The following is a 19,035-nucleotide window of genomic DNA, read 5'->3' as shown; positions in this document are numbered from 1 at the left end:
GCAGTTCCGTGCGACGCACATCGCCGTCCGCGCGGGCGATCGGTGGCAGCTCGCCGGCATTCAGCTCAGCCCGATCGGTGCCTTCCGACCCCCGGTAGGAACCTGACGCCATGGCCGTACAGCTCAACCATACGATCGTCCATGCGCACGACGCCGCCGCGTCGGCGAGGTTTTTGGCCGACATCCTGGGCCTGCCAGAGCCGGCCCCGTTCAGCCACTTCATGGTCGTCCAACTCGACAACGACGTCTCGCTGGACTTCCTGGCCGTCACCGACGTGCGGCCGCAGCACTACGCGTTCCTCGTCGGCGAGTCCGACTTCGACGCGATCTTCGGCCGGATCCGCGAGCGCCGCTTGCCGTACTGGGCTGATCCTTTCCACCGGCACGCCGGCCAGATCAACACCAACGACGGCGGTCGCGGCGTGTATTGGGAAGATCCGAACGGCCACAGCCTGGAGATCATCACCCGTCCCTACGGCAACGGAGGTTGACGTGGCCTACCCCGAGCTCAGGTACCACCGCGACATCGCGAACTGAGCGGCCCGGTTCACCACCTGGCCACCGGCACCCGGCGGCTTCCTGTTCGTTCCCGAGCGTGACGTGTACGCGTTCGGCAACGAGTCAGGCGAGCGCGCGTGTCAGGAGGCGGCGAGGTTGCGGCCTCCTTCGTGACCCGCTGCGCGACGTTCGCCGACCTGGGCATCGATCACGTCAGCGTCATCACGACCGGGCCATGGACGACCGAGGGCGTCGCCACGCTCGTCGAGGCCGCAGACCAGGTCGCCGCGTTCGATGCTGTGCGGCAACGCAAGAGTTCCCAAACCGTCAGCGCGCCCGTAGAGGAGAGAGCAATGAGCAAAGTGATCTGCGACCTGTCGATCTCGGCCGATGGTTACTCCGCCGGGCGCAACCAAACCGAGGAGCGCCCGTTCGGTGACGACGGCGGAGACGGCTGGGGCAACAAGCTGCACGCCTGGATCTTCGAAACCCCCGAGGAGAACCGGGCCGAGGTCGACCAGAGGGCGGTACCCAGCGCATTCATCATGGGACGCAACATGTTCGGCCCCTTGCGTGGCGAGTGGGATCGGAAGTGGACGGGCTGGTGGGGCGACAAGCCGCCGTTCCACGCTCCGGTCTTCGTGCTCACCCACTACCCGCGCGACTCGCAGCCGATGGACGGCGGCACCACGTTCCACTTCGTCACCGACGGAATCGAATTCGCCTTGCGACAGGCCCGCGAGGCGGCCGGGGACGGCGACGTATCGATCCTGGGTGGCGCGACCACGATCAACCAGTACCTCGCCGCCGGCCTGATCGACGAGCTGCGGTTGCACATTGTGCCGTTGACGCTCGGCGGCGGCACGCGGCTCTTCGACGGCGTCCCGCCGCTCAATCTCGAGCAGGTGGAGTCGCGGGCGGCCAGCTCGGTCACGCACGTGACCTATCGCTTGCCACGAGACACCCGGAGGACATCGTGACGACCACGCCGGACCGACCATCGCGCTGCCCGGCCGCCCGCCCGTGGTCGACCTGACCACCTGGCAGCCGACTCGCGACTCGCTTCTGGTCCGCGAGCAGGCCCACACCCGCGAGGGCGTTGCCATCGCCGCGGCCCGCCGCCGCCTGCCGATAGCCACCTGGGGCCCGACCAGCCGGCCCGTACCGCAGTGGACCTGCCCCGGCGCAGCCCTCGGGGAGTCCCTCGGCCGGCACGGCCACCATTTCTGAAGGGCCTTCGTCGACGGCGTCGGCAAGGTGTTTGGTGCCGGGCCGAGCCCACGGTGCCGTCCCCACAATCAACGGTTTGGAGACCACGGTGCAACCCGTCTTCCGGTTCTGCGTCCATCTCCTCGAGATGGTCGTGGCCATGCTGGCCGGCATGTTCGCGCTCGGACCACTGTGGGCATTTGCGCTGCCTGGCGCGATCGAGCAGACGGACGTGCACACGCTGACGATGGCGACCGACATGGCCATCGGCATGGCGGTGTGGATGCGCGTACGCGGCCACGGTTGGGCCGGCATCGGCGAGATGACCACCGCGATGTACGCGCCGTTCATCGTGCTGCTCGTGCCGTACTGGTTCGGCGCCGTCTCTGCCGGTGTCGTCATGACCGGAGGCCACGTGCTGATGGTGATCGCGATGGTCGCGGTCATGCTGCGGCGGCGGTCGCAGTACACGCACGGCGGGCACCGGCTGCCGCGCGTCTTGGTACGGATCGGCTCGGTGGCCGTGCCGCGGACGTGGTCGTGGTGCCTGCCATGCCGCGCACCGACGAGCCGGCGGTGCTCGACTTCCTCCGGCGGCAGGCCGGCGGCGGCGCGTTGATACTCAGCGTGTGCGTGGGCGGCGGTGTCGCCGCGGCAGCCGGGGTGCTCGACGGGCACACCGCGACGTCGCACTGGTACTACCTGGACGGCCTGGAGAAGGACTTCCCTGAGGTGCGGTGGCAGCGCGGCGTCCGCTACGTCGACGACGGTCAAGTGATCAGCACGGCCGGCGTGCTCTCCGGCATCGACGGCACGCTGCGGGTGATCGAGCGCCTGGCCGGCACGAACGTGGCCGCCGTCGCGGCAGAGGCCGTGGGCTGGCGCCACTACTCACCCGGAACGCCGCTGCCGATTCCCGTGCAGCGCTTCGGTGCCGGCGACGCGATCGCCGCACTGAACCGGTCGTACCGCTGGGACGCGCCGACGGCCGGAGTCCTGCTGACGGAGGGCGTCGGTGAGCTCGAGCTCGCCTCGGTGTTCGTCACCTACACCGAGGCCGTCTACGCCGCCCGGACGCTCGCCGTGTCGTCAGGGGCCACAACCGTCCGCTCCCGGCACGGGCTGACGTTCGTGCCCCGCGCGACGCTCGCGGACGCAGCGCAGCTGGACCGGCTGCTGGTCCCCGGCGCAGCGACCGCCGCCCGGCATGACGCGCCCACGACGCACGACCTCCGGCCGACGTATCTGCACGCGGCGCCCGGGTTCGCCTCCGACGGGCCGCTGCGCGACATCGCGGCGAACGTCGATGTCGCCTCGACGGCGTGGCGGGCCAAACTGCTGGAGTATCCCGCCGGAGACATCACGCTCATTGGCCGGGGCTGGCCCTGGGAGCGCACCCTCCGCCCGGTCGTCCTGGCACTGGCCGGCCTGGCCCTGCTCGCCGGTGGGCTGGCCGTCCGGCGGCGCTGGGCACGCCGGCCGGCGCAGCTGGACGGCCACCGCGCTCCGACGGAGGTGGCGTGATCAGTAGTTCGAACCGTCGGGGATGCGCCGCGGACCGAGCCAACGCCGACGTGACGGCGGCTGAGATTCGCCCGCTGGGATTCGCCCTGTGGGGTCGATACCAGAAATAGGGGCCGCAAAGGTCACCGGGATTGGCGAGCGACGCGGCGAGGCACTCACACCAGAGCGCATCGGCGTGGCCACGAAGCGTGGTGTGCGGATACGGTTGCGGCCCACCCCAGCGGGCTCCCGCCCCACCCCGACCCCGGAGTTCCGGATGCACCGGTCGCTGTCCAACCTGACGGAACGGATCGAACGCACTCTCCACGAACGGCTCATCCCGGCGCTATACCGGGACGCCGAACCCGTACACGTCGAGGCGGCACACCTGCCCGGCGAGCCGGTGCCGGCAAGTGAGGGACTGGCGATGGCGTACGCGCCCTTCGCGGTGGGCCAGCCGTGGGGGCGCGCCTGGAGCACCACGTGGTTCCGGTTCACCGGAGAGGTGCCGGCGCGGATGCGCGGCGGCCGGGTCGAACTCCTCGTCGATCTCGGGTTCGAGCGGGCCGGGCCGGGATTCCGGTCCGAGGGCCTCGCGTACACGGCCGACGGAACGCCGATCAAGGGCATCGAGCCACGGACGGCGTATGTACCGATCGCCCGGCCCGCCGCCGGTGGCGAGCGGGTCGAGGTGTACGTCGAGGCGGCTGCCAACCCCCGGTTCGACGGCAATGTCTCCCCGCTCGGTGACCCGGAGACGGTTCCCGACCGCCCGCTCTATCGGCTGGACCGGGCGGAGCTCGCGGTGCTGGACGAGGAGGTGCACGCGCTCGTCCTGGACGTACAGGTGTTGCACCAGTTGGCGCTGCAACTGGCCGAGACGGACCCCCGGCACCACGAGATCCGCCGGGCCCTGGAACTGATGCTCGACGAGCTCGACGTCGCCGATGTCTCCGGCGGGGCCGCCGCCGCCCGCGCCCGCCTGTCCGGCGCGCTCGCGTCCCCCGCCGTGCCGAGCGCCCACCGGGTCACCGCCGTCGGGCACGCCCACATCGACTCGGCCTGGCTCTGGCCGGTACGCGAGACCATCCGCAAGTGCTCCCGGACCTTCTCCAACGTCGTGGCGCTCGCCGACGAGTACCCGGAACTGGTCTTCGCCTGCTCCTCCGCGCAGCAGTACGCGTGGCTGCGGGAGCACCACCCGAAGGTGTACCGCCGCGTCGCGGAGAAGGTGGTCACCGGACAATTCCTCCCCGTCGGCGGCATGTGGGTGGAGGCCGACACCAACATGCCGGGCGGCGAGGCGATGGTGCGCCAGTTCACCCAGGGCAAGCGCTTCTTCGCCGCCGAGTTCGGCGTCGAGCCGCAGGAGGTCTGGCTCCCCGACTCGTTCGGCTACTCGGCGGCGCTGCCGCAGCTCGCCCGGCTGGCCGGGTTCCGCTGGTTCCTCAGCCAGAAGATGTCCTGGAACCAGACCAACCGCTTCCCGCACCACACCTTCTGGTGGGAGGGCATAGACGGAAGCCGGGTCTTCACCCACTTCCCGCCCGCCGACACGTACAGCTCGGAGCTGTCCGGAAAGGATCTGGCGTACGGGGTGAGCAACTTTGCCGAACACGGGCGCTCCTCCGTGTCGCTGCTGCCGTTCGGCTACGGGGACGGCGGGGGCGGCCCGACCAGGGAGATGCTCGAAACGGCCCGGCGGGTGGCCGACCTCGAAGGCTCACCCAGGGTCGCCATTCGCACCCCCGCGGAGTTCTTCGCCGAGGCGGAGCGGGAATACCCGGACGCCCCGGTGTGGAGCGGCGAGATGTACCTCGAACACCACCGGGGCACGTACACCAGCCAGTCGGCGATGAAACGCGGCAACCGGCGCACCGAGCACCTGCTACGGGAGGCCGAGTTGTGGTCGTCCGTCGCGGCGCTGCGGACCGGCCGTCCGTACCCGTACGCCGAACTCGACGCCATCTGGCAGGAAACGCTGCTGCTGCAGTTCCACGACATCCTGCCCGGCAGCTCGATCGCCTGGGTGCACAGCGAGGCGCGGCAGACGTACGCGAAGCTGGCGGACCGGCTGGAAGGGATGATCGACGCGGCGCTGACCGCCCTGACCGGCCCCGGGTCGGTGCCGTTGATCGCGAACGCCGCGCCACAGGAGCGGGACGGCGTACCGGCGCTCGGGGTCTCAGCGGGCCGCGACGGCGGCGCCCCAGAGGTGTCGGTGCGGTCCGGACCGGACGGCACGGTGCTGGACAACGGCCTGCTCCGGGTGCGCCTCGACCCCGACGGGACGGTGTCCGCGATCCGCGACCTGGTCGCCGACCGCGACGTGCTTCGGCCCGGCGCCGCAGCCAACGTCCTGCAACTGCACCCGGACACACCCAACAAGTTCGACGCCTGGGACATCGACGACTTCTATCGCAACCGACGCCGCGACCTGACCGAGGTCACGAAAATCGTGGTCGAGGCGGACGATCCCCGGCAGGCCCGGGTCCGGGTGACCCGCGACGACCGGAACTCCGCGTACGTCCAGACCGTGTCGCTCGCGGCCGGCGAGCGCGTGCTGCGCTTCACCACCGAGGTGGACTGGCACGAGCGGGACACGCTGCTCAAGGTCGCATTCCCGATCGACGTCCAGGCCGCGCAGTCCAGTTCGGAGATCCAGTTCGGCCACGTACAGCGACCGACCCACACCAACACATCGTGGGACGCGGCGAGGTTCGAGATCTGCGCACATCGGTGGCTGCACGTCGGGGAGCCCGGTTACGGCGTGGCGCTGGTCAACGACGGCACGTACGGCCACGACGTGACTCGCCAACCACCCGGTGACGTACTGGGGGCGCAGCCGACCACGGTACGACTCTCCCTGCTGCGCGGTCCCCGCTACCCCGACCCGAACACCGACCAGGGCTCGCACCATTTCGGGTACGCGCTGGTCTGCGGCGCAGAGATCGCCGACGCCGTGCGCGAGGGCTACCGGGCGAACCTGCCGATCCGCCGGCACCTGGGCGCGCGACCGGCCGCTCCGCTGATCGAGATGACCAACCCCGCTGTCGTGGTGGAGGCCGTGAAGCTGGCCGACGACCGGTCCGGTGACGTGATCATCCGGCTCTACGAGGCGCACGGCGGCCGCGCCCGTACCCGGCTCACCGCATCGTTCGATCTCGCCGAGGTGCGGGTCTGTGACCTGCTCGAACGGGACGACGCCGAGGTCAGCGCGCTCGCCCCGGTCTCGGTCGAGGGCAACGTGGTGGATCTCGCCCTGGGACCGTTCCAGGTCGTCACCCTCCGGCTTCGCCCGGCACAAGGCTGATCCCGACCCCCGTCTGACCGTCTCACCGGGGTCGGCGCGATGACGTCCAGCCTTGCTGGTGCAGCCATTCGGCGTCCAGCAGCAGGTCCAGCGCGAACTCGAGCTCGAACTGGTCGTCGCAGCCCTGCCCCACGACCGAGGCGTTGTCATGGGACGCCGCTGTGGCGATCTCCGCGAGGTGCGGGAACCGGGCCGCGGGCATCTGACCTGCCAAGCACCACCCCGACCAGGGCCAGATCGTCCCCCGAAGGGCAACCCGGGAGGACGTGCGCGCCGTGGTCAGGTACGGCCGCCGAGGCAGGCTCGGTGGCCGTACCTTCCAGTCGGCGCTAGCGGAGGACGACCCTGCCGGCACCGGCCCAAGCGGCCCACTGGGACGGGTCGCCGACGCTGGCGCCCCACTGGGACGGGTCGCCGGCGCTGGCGGCGTTGGCTGCCAGGACCAGGCTGATGGCCGCCATCAGCGCCACGATCAGGACGCGAATCGACTGCTTCACGCTGCTACCTCTCGCACTCTGCGCCCGGTCCGTCCGGGGTCGCCCTCAGGTTCGCCCAGACGACTTGACCGACAGTTACCGCCGGCTTGCGCCGGTGGTCATGGCGGGTGGCTCGGGTGCTAGTCGCGTCCAAGTCCTCGGCAAGTGCCGGCGGCGACTCTCTCCCTGGCTCGGTCGGCCCTGGCCCGACCGGCGACGAGAGAAAAGGGTTGATGTGAACAGGTGGCGACGGGCGGCAGCGGCCGCCCTGGTAGCGGCGACGGCGGTGACGGGCCTGGTGGCTGTCGGGTCACCGGCGTACGCCAACAGCAACGCGTTGTGGGTCGGGAAGATCGGCGAGACGCACGGGACGTTCGGTGCCAACGCGGCGATCCGGGTCTGGGGCGACCTGGCATTCAAGAATTCCGGGTGCCCGGAGGACGGGGTGCCGGACTTCGTCTACCCGACCAGCGATGTCTACATCGTGGTGCCCGGGACGGCCATGGGGCACCTGGTCGACGTGACCGGCGGCAAGCCGAACACGGTCGTGCAGTACGGCTCGGTGTTCGACGACGAGATCATCGGGATCACCACGCCAGCCGGCCGCCTTCCCGCCGGCGAGTTCGACGTGGTGTTCGACACCTGCCAGGACGGCGTGTTCCAGCCCGAGGACGACGCGGTGTTCTCCCGGGCCATCAAAGTGGAGATTCCCGCCGAGCTGCCACCGCCCGATGCGGCGTTGACGTCGCTGAAGGCTGCGGCGTACCAGGAGTACGAGTCCTGGAAGAACACCCAGCGGATCATGAACGGGGTGTGGAAGCTGGTCCAGAAGGCGCTCAAGAACGGCTGCAAGGCCGGCAACCCCACCGCCTGCGCGCTCAAGTACGGCAACTACTTCAATCCGATCCAGGAGCAGTTCAACGGGCTGCTGCTCAACCAGGGCCAGCACTACCTGGGCATCTACGAAGATCCGCCAAACCCGGACTTCGACCAGCCGGTGGTGCCGGGCAAGGCGGGCGCGTCGAGCGACGCGATCGCTGGTGAAGGCGCGCTCGTCGAGGCGCTGCTGCGCTCGGTCGAGGCGTACAAGGGTGCCCAACACGCGGGCAGCGGGGAATGGGCCCTGGTGCACGCCCGCGAGGTCCGCGACCTGCACCACGCCCTGGCAGGGCAGCTCGCGGCGACATCGCGCCAGCTCGGCGACCTCAAGGCGCGCTACGCCGACGAGAACGCCAAGGATGGTCTCGCCTTCGGGCACCAGTTCCTGAGCCGGATCCGGCAGCAGGGCTTCACTCCCGACGAGCGGCGCACGCTGCGCCACAACGGGATGACCCCACCCCAGATCACCGCGCTCGAGGTGGACATCCGCAACGCGTACGTGCCCGCCTACACGCCGGCCAACGTCCGGGAGGTCCTGGACGCGCAGGTGGCCACCCACGGCAAGACGGTGGCGGCGGTCAACGCGGGCCGCACCGCCTGGAGCGCCATCGTGGACGCGTTGGCGGGCGACCCGCGCGTGCCGGACACCCGCCCGGTCGGCAACGCCGGTGGCCCGTACACCTCGAACGAAGGCGCCTCCGTCACGCTGGACGCCTCCGCCTCGACGGGGACGAAGCCGCTGGCGTACGCCTGGGATCTGGACGGCGACCGTGACTTCGACGACGCGACCGGCGACAAGCCGGCCGTGGTCTTCGACGAGCCAGGTACGGCGTTGGTGGGCCTCCGGGTGACCGACAGCGCCGGCCGCGAGGCGTACGGCTGGACCAGCGCGACCGTGCAGCGCAAGGGGGCCGACCCGCAGCTGCCGGGCGCCACGCCGGACACCGTCCAGCGAATGGTCGAGACCGGCGAAGCGGCCGAATTCAAGGTCACCGCGACCGACGACGGTGGGACGCCCGCCGTGACGTGGACGGTGGACGGCAAGGCGGCCGGAGACGGCAGATCCCTGTCCTGGACCGCTCCGGGCACGCCTGGTGCACACGAGGTGGTCGCCACGGCGACGGACGAGGACGGCCACACGGCGACGCGAGGCTGGGACGTCCTCGTACACAAGGCCGACGGGGACGGCGACGGGTGGACGTTGACCACCGACTGCAACGACACCGACGCGGCCGTGCATCCCGGCCAGATCGAGTTCCTCGGCAACGGCGTGGACGACGACTGCGATGCCGGCTCCCCGGACGCGCCGCCCGGCGGCCTGACCGGCGACATGTACGGCTGGGGCAGCAACACGCAGGGCCAGATCGGCAACGGCAAGATCGGCACCAACTACACCAAGCCGACCAAGTCGGTGTTGCCGGCGAACGTCGTCCAGGTCGAGATGGGCTCGGCCACCGGTTACGCCGTGCTCGCCGACAGCACCGTCCGGGCTTGGGGCTATCAGCACGCCGGCGAAATCGGCGATGGGACGACCAACGCCCGGCTCCAGCCGGTCCAGCCGCTCGGTCCGGGCGGGCAGGGCCTGCTGTCCGGTGTGCGCCAGCTCTCCGCGACGTCCGACCACGTCGCCGCGGTCCGCACCGACGGGAAGGTGCTGACCTGGGGCCGCAACGCCGCGGGCAACCTCGGCAACGGGGCCAGCAGCGGGAATCGCTCCTTCCCGGACTACGTCCTCGCCGACGCCCAGGGCAACCACCTCACGGGCGTACGCGACGTGCAGACCGGCGTCTCGTCCGACTACGCCCTCATGGAGGACGGCACCGTCATGGCGTGGGGCCGGGTCAACTGTGACGGCTCAGGCGCCCTGGAGGACACCCTCTATCCGGCGCGTATCCCGGACCTCACCGACGTCCGGCAGATCGCCGTGTCTCCGGCGATCGTGCTGTTCCTGAAGAAGGACGGCACGGTGCTCTCCTGCGGCGGGACCGACGTACAGCTGGGCCGCAAGTGGAACCAGTCGGATCCGGCGACGAGCCCGTGGCTTCCGCGGCCGGTTGACACCCTCGGCCGAGCCAGCAAGGTCGTGGACATCACGATCTCGGGCGATCAGGCCGTGGTGTTGAAGGAGAACGGCGCGGTCTGGATGTGGGGCGAGAACACCAATGCCGGGCTCGCACCGATCCTCGGCGACCGGAAGGGCACGCTGCTGGTGCCGACCCAGGCGCCGATGCCAGCCGGTCCGCCGATCGTCGGGATCGACAACGGCGACTCACCTACCACGCTGGCCATCCGCGCGGACGGCTCGATGATCGTCTGGGGCGGTAACACGTTCGGTGCCGCCGGTACGGGGACCTCCGGGTTCGTCTTGGCACCGGCTGTGGTCCCGATCGACGGCCAGGCGGTCCTGCAGGTCTCCGCCAGCGGCTGGAACGGCCTCGCGCTCACCCGACCGAAGGCAGATCCGGACCTGGAACTGCCCGCGTCGTGGGTGAACGCGACGGTGGACGACGCGACGCTGTCCGAGGCGAACGGCGGAGCCTTCACCGTCAAGCTCGACCAGGCGCTCAGCGACGACGTCGCGCTGAACTGGGCGCTGCAGCCCGGCACCGCCGGCGAGGACGACGTGACGCTGGGCACCGGCACCGTGGTGGTGCCGGCCGGGCAGATGCAGGCGTCGATACCGGTCGAGGTCGCCGACGACGCCATCGACGAGGACGACGAGACGATCACCTTGGCGTTGACCGGAGCCCGGCTAGGCCTCACGATCACTCGGGCCCAGGCCACGGGCACCATCGCCGACAACGACGAACCGCCGGTGGTCACCGTGCAGCACGCGTCCGTCGTGGAGGGTGGCACCAGCCTGACCGACACACCCGTCACCTTCCGGCTGTCAAAGCCGAGCGGCAAGGAGGTCGTGGCCGCGTACGCCACCGCCGACGGCACCGCCAAGGCCGGCGACGACTACGTCGCATCGGCGGCGATGATCCGATTCGCACCCGGTGAGGCGGAGGACGTGGTCCACCTGGCGGTGAACGGCGACGCGATCCAGGAGCCCGACGAGACCTTCACGGTCTCCGTCGGCGAGGTCACCAACGGCACGGCCGGCGAGTCCGGCACGGTCACCGTGAAGGACGACGAGGTACTCACCGTATCGGTGGCCGCACCCATCATCACGGAAGGCGAGACCGGGGACTTCGTCGTCACCGTCGACCCAGCCCCGCTCCCCGGCACGACCGTGTCGGTGCCGTGGACCCTGGTAGAGCCCGAGCCGAAGGCCGGGTCCGGCGACAAGCCGGGCGACATCGTCGCCGCCGGCGGGACGCTGCGCCTCACCGCGCAGCAGCCGGTCGGAGTGGTCACCGCAACGACGGTCGACGACACGGAGGTTGAGCCGCCGGAGCCGTTCCTGCTCAAGCTGGGCGACCTCACCGCCTCCGATGGGCGAACGGTGCACCGCGGCGAGAGCGCTGCGGCCTGGATCACCGACAACGACAAGGCGAACCAGCCGCCCGTCGTCGATGCTGGCGACAGCGTGACCGCCGTGGAGGGGTCGGCGGTGGCGCTGGCCGGTTCGGTCAGCGACGACGCGGCAGGCGTCACCTCGTCGTGGGCGGTTGACGGGCCGTGCACCGTCACCGGCGAGGGCGTTCAAGCGACGGTGACATGTCGTGACGAGGGCACGTTCGTGGCGACCCTCACCGCGACGGATGTGGCGGGGGCCGCGGCGTCCGACAGCACCACCGTGACCGTCACCAACGCCTCCCCCGTGCTCGGTGCGGTGTCTGTCGACGCCGCCGGCGCGCGAATCGAGTTCACCGACGCCGGCGTGGACGACCAGCACACCTGCACGGTGCAGTGGGGCGACGAGACGACCCCCGGCGTGCTCGCCGGGGCGCTGTCGCCGTGCTACCTGCCGCACCAGTACCGCCCGGGCACGTTCACCGCGACGGTGACCGTCAGCGACGATGACGGTGGTTCGGCATCGGTAACCCGTACCGTCACGGTCCAGGCGCCTGCCTGGCCCTTCCGTGGGTTCCTGCCTCCGGTGGACAACCCACCGGCGGTCAACGTGGTCAACGCCGGCCGGGCCATCCCGATCAAGTTCGGGCTCGGCGGATACCGCGGCATGGACATCCTGGCGCCGGGGTCGCCCGCCTCGGGCCCCGTCAGCTGCGGTGGCGGCGAACCCAACTCCCTCGAGGAGGCCGACGCCGCCAATGGATCGTCCGTGTCGTACGACGCGAACGGCGACCACTACACCTACGTCTGGAAGACCGACAAGACGTGGGCAGGACAGTGTCGCCGGTTGATCGTCACCCTCGCAGACGGCACCCAGCACTGGGCCGAATTCCGGTTCCGCTGAACACCCCAGGAAGGTTGACGTCGTGTCCGTCGAACGGCCGGTCGGGAGACCGAGCTAGTCCGTGAGGCGCGACCGCGCAGACAGGAGCCCGGCACCGAGGGTGGTGCCGGGCTTCTGCCTACCCCACGTTCAGTGGTTTCGATATCCCGCGCAGGCGACTACGGGTGACCATCGTGGTAGCTCAACCAGGCCCGCGAACTCGGGCAGCAGCCCCGGCAGCAGGCTCAAGGCAACCCACTGGCGGCCGGCCTGGTCGCCTTCGGCGCCGGCCTGCTGGTCTCCGCGCTGATCCCACCCAGCCGCTCCGAGCGGCAGTGGGCCGGCCAGGCCAAGGAAATGGCCCGCCAGCACTCCGGCGAACTGCGCGAGCAGGCCAGCCAGGTCGGCCACCAGATGCGGGACAACCTGCGCGAGCCCGCGAAGCACGCGGCCCAGTCGATCGGATCCACCGCCGTACGCGGCGCGTCCGCCGTTCAGGGCCAGGCCAAGTCGGCTGCCCAGCAGGTACAGGGGCAGGCACAGGGAGCTGCGGGTGAGCTTCGGCAGGGCTGAGCCAGGTGCGGCGACGGGGCGGGCCGGCATCAGCAGGCCCGCCCCGCCGCCAAGCCTGGTTGGCTTGGCGGCCACCGCTAGGCCCAACTCCGCGACAGCAGAAACTAGCGGCGGACTCGGATCGGACGGTAGTAGATGTAGGTCTGGATCCAGGTCAGGTATCCGCCGAACTTCGGGACCGGTATGGGGATCCAGGGCGTCGTCTTGCAGCGCCACACGCAGTGCTTGGTCTTGAAGGAGAACGACCGCTTGGTGAGGATCTGGTAACCGACGATCCAGGTGCGACGCTTGCTGGTGTATATCCAGCGGAACAGGCGCATGTCGCGCTGCCGGAACTTGATATACACGCGGTAGATGCCCCGCTTGATCTGTTTCCAGCCGCTCTGCCACACCTTGTTGGGGAGCCACTGCCACTTCCCCGTGGCGTACTGCCCGTTGAGGTCGGTGCAGTTGACCGGGTCGCCGACGCAGTACTCGTAGTTGTTCGCACTGCCACCCGGCACCGGATCGACCTGCAGGAACCGGCCGGTGGTGGGGTTGTAGAGGCGGACACCCATCAACAGGATCCCGCCCGGCGTGTCGGCGGCGCGTTGTTCGGCGCCGAGCCAGCCGTACCGCTGGTTGCCCACGTTCGTCGAGTCGAGCGGGGTGCCGTACTCGGTGGCCTCGCTGGTCCTGCTCAGGCCGGCGTCGTTGCCGCTGATGGCGGCGACGATGTCACCGTGCAGGTTGGCGATCTGCCAGTCGACCACGCCGGTGTCGCTGTTCCAGGTCCCAGCCACGCCGGCCAGCCCGCTGACCGCGCGGGTGTAGGTGCTCGGCGTCTCCTGCGTCCAGACCGGGCTGTCCTCGTCGTCCGCGTAGTGGTGGATTGACGTGGCGGCCGCACCCGAGACGTTGTCGGTCCACGACCGGACCCGCTCGCCCTCGACGTCGATCAGGTAGTCGGTCGTGCGTCCGCCCTGGGTGATGGTGTCGACCAGGTCGGTGGCGTGGTAGGTGACGGTCACGTTGCCGCCGGCCGGGTTCGCGGTGTCGGCCGCCGGGACGGTGGTGGTGCGGGCGAGCGTGTCGTAGGTGTACCCGGCGGTGTTGACCCGGTCCGCGGTGTCGTAGGTCCAGGCCCGGGTGGCCGCCGCCGTCGTGGTCTGGCACGACCCGTCCGAGGCCGGGGCGTACTCCGTCGACGACTTGCGGTTGGTGGCCGCGTCGAAGGCGTACGCCCGAGTGGTGCAGCGATCTCCCAGGATGTTGCGGACCTGGGTCAGCCGACCGGCCGGGTCGTAGGCGTACTCCTGGTTGGAGAGGGTGGAGCTGTGCACCCGCACCTGGTCGCGGGGCGAGGTCTGGACGGACTCGCGGTAGAGGGTGCAGTCCGCGGCGCCGCAGCCGGTCCTGACGTACGACCGTCCGACCTCGGCGCCGGTCGCGTCGATGTCACGGCTGACCACGACGCCGTTGGGCCAGCTCTCCGACTTCAGTCGGCCGTCCCCGTCGTAGCTGCCGGCGAACACGCCGGCCTGGCTGTCGTTGACGGAGGTGAGCAGGCCGCGTCGTTCGCTGCCGCCGTCGTAGGTGTAGGTGCGGGTGGCCTTGCCGTCGGTGCTGGTGGCAACCCGGCCGAGCAGGTCGTACGTGGTGGTCGACACGTTCCCGTCGGCGTCGGTGTACGACGTCAGCCGGCCCAGACTGTCGTAGCCGCGGATGATCTGGGCGGTTACCGTGCCACCGCTGATCGACTGGGTACGCAAGAGCTGGCCGCTGGCCTGGTCGTAGATCCTACGCACGACCGGCACGGCCGTGCCGGGGCCGGTGACCGTGGTCTCGTAGGCCCGCCCCGCGCCGTCGTACGTCGTGGTGGTGGTGCGCAGCGTGGCGGCACTGGTCTTCTCGGTGACCACTCGGGGCTGGTTGAACATGTCGTAGGTGGTCACGGTGGCGGGCAGCTCCGGTCCGCCGGCCGCCTGGCCGCCCGGCTGCACCCGGCAGGGCAGGTTCGCCCATTCGGGCCGGAGGTCGCACTCGCTGTAGCCGGAGCCGGAGGTGGCCCGGTAGTTGATCGCGCGGGTGGTGGCCGGGGTGTTCGTGCTGGTGCCGCCCGCCGGGGTGGTGTTCAGCACCTCCAGCCCGGTGCCCGGGTCGTAGGTGCTGCGGGTGGTCTGGCCAAGGCCGCCGGGGTCCACGGTGGTCACCGTCGGCTCGCGCAGGGACCAGTCGTACTTCGTCGTGGTGGTGCGCAGCTCGGCGTCGGTCTCGGTGCCGGTCGGTCCCCAGTAACGCACCAGCTCTTCCTGCTTGGTGACCAGGTTGTACGGGCCGCCCGTGAGCGGCGCACCCTCGTCGTAGGTGCTCCGGGTCATCGGTCGGCCGCGTACCGTGCTGCCGTCGGCCAGCATCACGTCCCGCTCGGGATTGAGGGTGTAGAGCAGCCGCTGCCCGTCGCTGCTGAAGACATTGCGGGTGGAGTAGCTCTGCGCCAGCATCGTCTCCCGTGCCGCATCGTCGGTGGACGAGTCGGCCAGTGCCCGGGCCCGGTTGGCCGCCGTCAGCGAACGCACGGTGTTGCCGAACTCGTCGTACCAGGTGGCGGCGAGGTATCCGCCCGGCGCGGCGGCGTTGACCTCGCGGGCGTTGGCGTCCAGGTACGTCAACGATGCGCGCTCCCAGGACGAGGGCATGGTGCCGGTGGCCGGGTTGCCGTTCGGTATCTGGTTGGCCGGGAAGATGGCCGTCGCGTCGGTCGGCGCTTCCGGCTGACCCCACCGGGCGGTCTGCCCGGGCGACAGGTCGTACGGCGCACCGGCGCCCGAAAGCGGCACCTGGTAGACCACGGCGCTCGTCGCAGTACCCGCGGCGAGGGCCGTGCGGGTCACCTTGTGCAGCCGTCCCGCGCCCGGGTCACCCGGGACCGTGGTGTAGCTGAACTGCCACGACTCCTCGCCCACCGGCTTGGTCGCGGTGAGCACACCGGTGGCGTCGTAGTCGTACGTCTTCCACAGGTGCCGGGTCGTGCCGGCGTCGGTCCAGTCCAGCCGCGGATCCCAGGCGGCACGGAGCCGGCCGGTGTTGTCGTATGCGTACCGGGCCAGTGGCACGGTACGCATGGCCGGGGTGGGCAGATCCGGGTCCCAGGCGGTGAAGGAGATCTCCTTGACCCGGCCCGGGTGGTCACCCCAGGTGGCCTCGGTGGTGCCGGTCGCGGTGGCGGTGGTGGCGTAGGTGAAGGTCAGCGCTCGGCAGCCCCGGGTCAGGGTGGCGCAGTTGACCCCGTCCGGCACCGGTGCCAGCATCCGGGTCGGCCGGACCACCTCCGCTCCGGCAACGGTGACCCGCTCCCAGCTGTACGTGGTGGTCTGGTTGCTGGCTGACTCGGCCACCAGGGTCGGGAAGTACTTGCCGGTCGCGGTGCCCGCGACGCGGGTGAAGCTCACGGTGTCGCCGTCCTCGTCGGTGAGGGCGTAGGAGTCGGTCGCGCTGTCGTACGTCAACGTCATCGACTCCAGCCCGATCTCCGGGTCGAAGGCGGTGCTGGTGCGTTTGGTGAAGCCGATGGTGTCGCCGTCCGGCAGACCCACCTGCACCAGCGACCCGAACACGGTCAGCGACGTGTAGTTGGCCTCAGCCCCGTCCACCGTCGCACCGGACACCCAGCCCGGGCCGAACATGTTCGCCGAGTCGGTCTCCGTCGCCCGTCGGCTGTGGTACGAACGCTCCACGGTCAGTTCGGTGCCGTACGAGGCCACCGACACATCGCTGTCCGACAGGGTGTAGTTGCCGGTGATCAGGTTCACCTCACCCGGACCGATCTTCTCGGCCGCCGCGGACGCCTGGTTCCGGTCAAAGGTGATCTTCACTGCGCCCGAGGACGCGGCCGTACCGCCGGTGAAGCTGCCCCGTACCTGCAGGGGGCCGTCCCGGGGCACCTGCTGGACGTCCACCGCGGCGAGGGTGGCCTCGACGTCCCAGTTCAGCTTCGGGAACTGGCCCCCGCCGCTGGTCGGCAGCGGCCAGATCACCGCCCCGCCCCCGGCCGCGACCGTCACGTGCCCGGCCGGGATGTTGGTCCACGTGTCGCTGTCGCCACGCCGCCACTGGTATGTCACCCCGGTCGCATCCGGCCGTCCCACCCCGCTGATCGCGGTCTTCGCCGCGGTGATGTCACCGGTCTTCGGTGCGGTCACCGCGCCGCCGCCGACCGAGAACGCGTAGGAGCGGATCGGCGACAGGTTACCCGCCCGGTCGCGGGTGCGTACGTACAGCGTGTGTGGGCCGTCCGAGGTCGGCGTGATCGAAATGGTGGTGGCGGCACCGAGACTGGGCGCGTTCACGGTCTGGTTCGGCGGGTTGACGTCCACGCCGTACTCGTAGGCCGACACGTCGGCGATGCCGCCGGCGCCGAACGTGAAACCACCGGCAGTGCCCGCCGCGCCGGACCACGCGCCCGAGGGGTAAGCCGTCGATGACACCGACGGCGCCACCCCGGGCGCCTCCGTGTCCACCGTGAACTCACACCACTGCGACCACGAACCCGCCTTCGTGCCGTCACTGCCCTGTACCCGCCACGCGTACGAGCCGTCCTCCACGAACGCGCCAGGCGGCACGTTCGTCGCCAACCACGACCCGGACGCGCCCGGCCCCTCCGTGGCCGAACCGATCAGCGACCCGCCCGCGACGGACCACTCGAACGTGGCGTAGACCGACGCCGCCGCGGAATCGGTGATCTGTGCCCGCAACTGCGGAGTCAAACTCGCGATGTACGGCCGCTGCGCCCCGGTGGCGCACACCGTCGTCGGCGCGGTCGCCATCGCGGTCACCTGCGCCCCCGACTGGTAGGTGATGGTCACCGACGGCGGGTAGGTGCCCTCCTTGGAGTTGAACCGCTTCCAGGTGTAGCTGTCGGTCTCACTCGTCGCCCGGATACCGATGGTCGTTTTGGCCAGATGCCCGGTCGCGGTGCTCTGAAACGCGCCGGTGACCGGGATCGTCACCCAGCCGCCACCGCAGGCGCTGCTGTAGCCCTTCGTCTGCGTCGACGTGCCCACCTGCTGCAACCAGGCCGGCTGCGCCGTCCACCGCACCGTGCTGGTGACATCACCGACCCGCCACGCCTGCCACTCCCGCGCCGTACACGAGTACGAGTGGTGATTCCACAGGCTCAGCGTCGCCGACTGCACCTGCTTGTCCCACAACCAGCTCATGTTGTCGAACCGCAGGAACGACCGTGCCTTGTCCGTTCCACCGTTGTAGGTACCCAGCTTCAGCTCGGTCGCCGTCGACTGGTCCGACGTGTACGTGTTCTGCACGAACGCGTCGAAGTTCGGCCCGATCGACTGCGACGGGTCGATCGTCACCGGATACACCGTCGACTCGTCGGCCAGGAACGTCGCGTCCGGCGTCAACACCAGCCCGGTCCGCTCGCCCAGGCCGTCCAGTCGCGTGCCCACCGGCGCGCGCCGCACGTGCTCACCCGAGGCCGGGTCCACCCGCGCGTCCCACATCAGCGCCGGCAACTCACCGACCCGCGCCGCGGTCGCCTTCCCGCCCGACGGGCGCCACGGCATCCGGAACTGCCGCACGTGCGCGGCAGCCTTGCGGTCCTTCACCACCAGCAGCTGCTCAAACCCGGTACGCGTCGCCGACACGACCAGGTCGACACCTGGACGCACCTCCGGGTACGTCGCCTTCGCGCCTTCCAGCACCGGCGCCGGCAACGCGCCCGTCCAACCCAACGTCGAACGCCGCCCCGCCGTACCCAGCGACACCAGGTCGTGCTCGCCGGGGCCGGCCGGCCCGGACAGCGTCAACCCGGCCGGGTGTGCCTTCGGCACCACCGAGCCGTCCGCCTTCCGCTGCAGGGTCAGGTCGACGTCCACCCAGCCGCCCTGGTCATCGCGCATCCGCACCGGCCCGGCGCTGACCTTCGCCTCCACCGACCCCGACGGCAACGCCCAGAACTCCGTGGTCTCCGTCGTCAGCCCGCTGATCAGCACCCGTTTGCCGGTCATCCGCGCCGTCACCACGGCCGCCGCCTCGTCGGGGCGCTCCAACGGCTCAGCCGGTTGCTGTGCCTGGGTCACCGCCGGCTTTGCCTGCGCCGGGCGCGAGACCACGCCGGCCAGCAGCGAGGCCACCAGCGTCGTGGACAGGCCGACAGCCAGCCCGTAGCCGACCTTCCCCGTGGGTAACTGATCGAGCCGAACGCCTGATCTCCGTCCGCGTGCGCGACCTCTCATCACGACCTC

General features: G+C 70.4%; 10 protein-coding genes and 1 pseudogene. 7 read left to right on the top strand and 4 right to left on the bottom strand.

Translation table 11 applies throughout. From position 1 onward, the window contains the following. Nucleotides 1-110 precede the first annotated feature (110 nt). The 6 genes from ACGF4F_RS30450 (at nt 111) to ACGF4F_RS30425 (ending at nt 6,523) form a co-directional block, all read left to right on the top strand. Nucleotides 111-491: a VOC family protein gene (locus tag ACGF4F_RS30450; protein WP_357441697.1), complete on the top strand. Its 381-nt coding sequence runs from the start codon at nt 111-113 to the stop codon at nt 489-491. Nucleotides 492-668: 177 nt separating this feature from the next. Continuing rightward, nucleotides 669-1,478: a dihydrofolate reductase family protein gene (locus ACGF4F_RS30445; RefSeq protein ID WP_393082644.1), complete on the top strand. Its 810-nt coding sequence runs from the start codon at nt 669-671 to the stop codon at nt 1,476-1,478. 43 nt (nt 1,479-1,521) lie between these two features. Beyond that, on the top strand, nt 1,522-1,728 hold the full coding sequence (locus ACGF4F_RS30440) for a DUF899 family protein (RefSeq protein WP_357441701.1): 207 nt from the start codon (nt 1,522-1,524) through the stop codon (nt 1,726-1,728). Between the two features lie 76 nt (nt 1,729-1,804). Continuing rightward, the gene (locus tag ACGF4F_RS30435; protein ID WP_393082641.1) at nt 1,805-2,326 is read left to right on the top strand and encodes a hypothetical protein; all 522 of its coding nucleotides are present in this window, start codon (nt 1,805-1,807) and stop codon (nt 2,324-2,326) included. Further along, nucleotides 2,260-3,231, top strand: coding sequence for a DJ-1/PfpI family protein (locus ACGF4F_RS30430; protein ID WP_393082638.1), 972 nt, complete (start codon nt 2,260-2,262; stop codon nt 3,229-3,231). Before ACGF4F_RS30435 ends, ACGF4F_RS30430 begins: the two co-directional genes overlap by 67 nt. A 193-nt stretch (nt 3,232-3,424) precedes the next feature. Then, nucleotides 3,425-6,523: an alpha-mannosidase gene (locus ACGF4F_RS30425; protein ID WP_393082635.1), complete on the top strand. Its 3,099-nt coding sequence runs from the start codon at nt 3,425-3,427 to the stop codon at nt 6,521-6,523. A gap of 22 nt (nt 6,524-6,545) precedes the next feature. Here the strand turns inward: ACGF4F_RS30425 and ACGF4F_RS30420 are convergent. Then, a pseudogene (locus tag ACGF4F_RS30420) lies at nt 6,546-6,719 on the bottom strand (TetR/AcrR family transcriptional regulator); the annotation flags it as partial. A 133-nt stretch (nt 6,720-6,852) separates the two neighbouring features. Further along, complete coding sequence (locus ACGF4F_RS30415; RefSeq protein ID WP_393082632.1) at nt 6,853-7,020, bottom strand: hypothetical protein; 168 nt, start codon at nt 7,018-7,020, stop codon at nt 6,853-6,855. Between the two features lie 64 nt (nt 7,021-7,084). Here ACGF4F_RS30415 and ACGF4F_RS30410 point away from each other — a divergent pair, with 64 nt between their 5' ends. Further along, nucleotides 7,085-12,241, top strand: a complete 5,157-nt coding sequence (locus ACGF4F_RS30410; protein ID WP_393082629.1) for a PxKF domain-containing protein — start codon at nt 7,085-7,087, stop codon at nt 12,239-12,241. A 129-nt stretch (nt 12,242-12,370) separates the two neighbouring features. Here ACGF4F_RS30410 and ACGF4F_RS30405 read toward each other — a convergent pair whose 3' ends face one another. Together ACGF4F_RS30405 and ACGF4F_RS30400 are read right to left on the bottom strand one after the other, a co-directional pair. Further along, on the bottom strand, nt 12,371-12,868 hold the full coding sequence (locus ACGF4F_RS30405) for a hypothetical protein (RefSeq protein ID WP_357441712.1): 498 nt from the start codon (nt 12,866-12,868) through the stop codon (nt 12,371-12,373). Between the two features lie 29 nt (nt 12,869-12,897). Then, nucleotides 12,898-19,026 (bottom strand): DNRLRE domain-containing protein, encoded by a 6,129-nt coding sequence (locus ACGF4F_RS30400; RefSeq protein WP_393082626.1) that lies wholly within the window; start codon nt 19,024-19,026, stop codon nt 12,898-12,900. Between the last annotated feature and the right edge of the window lie 9 nt (nt 19,027-19,035).

Origin of the sequence: Micromonospora sp. NPDC047740 (assembly GCF_043204735.1) — a bacterium.
GTDB lineage: Bacteria > Actinomycetota > Actinomycetes > Mycobacteriales > Micromonosporaceae > Micromonospora.
Note: the sequence above shows the minus strand (reverse complement) of the source record. Positions and strands in the feature narration are given on the sequence as shown.

Bases quoted from the DNA above. Each gene is read 5' to 3' on its own strand.
- ACGF4F_RS30450 (WP_357441697.1), top strand. From the start codon at position 111: ATGGCCGTACAGCTCAACCATACGATCGTCCATGCGCACGACGCCGCC.
- ACGF4F_RS30430 (WP_393082638.1), top strand. From the start codon at position 2,260: ATGCCGCGCACCGACGAGCCGGCGGTGCTCGACTTCCTCCGGCGGCAG.
- ACGF4F_RS30400 (WP_393082626.1), bottom strand. From the start codon at position 19,026: ATGAGAGGTCGCGCACGCGGACGGAGATCAGGCGTTCGGCTCGATCAG.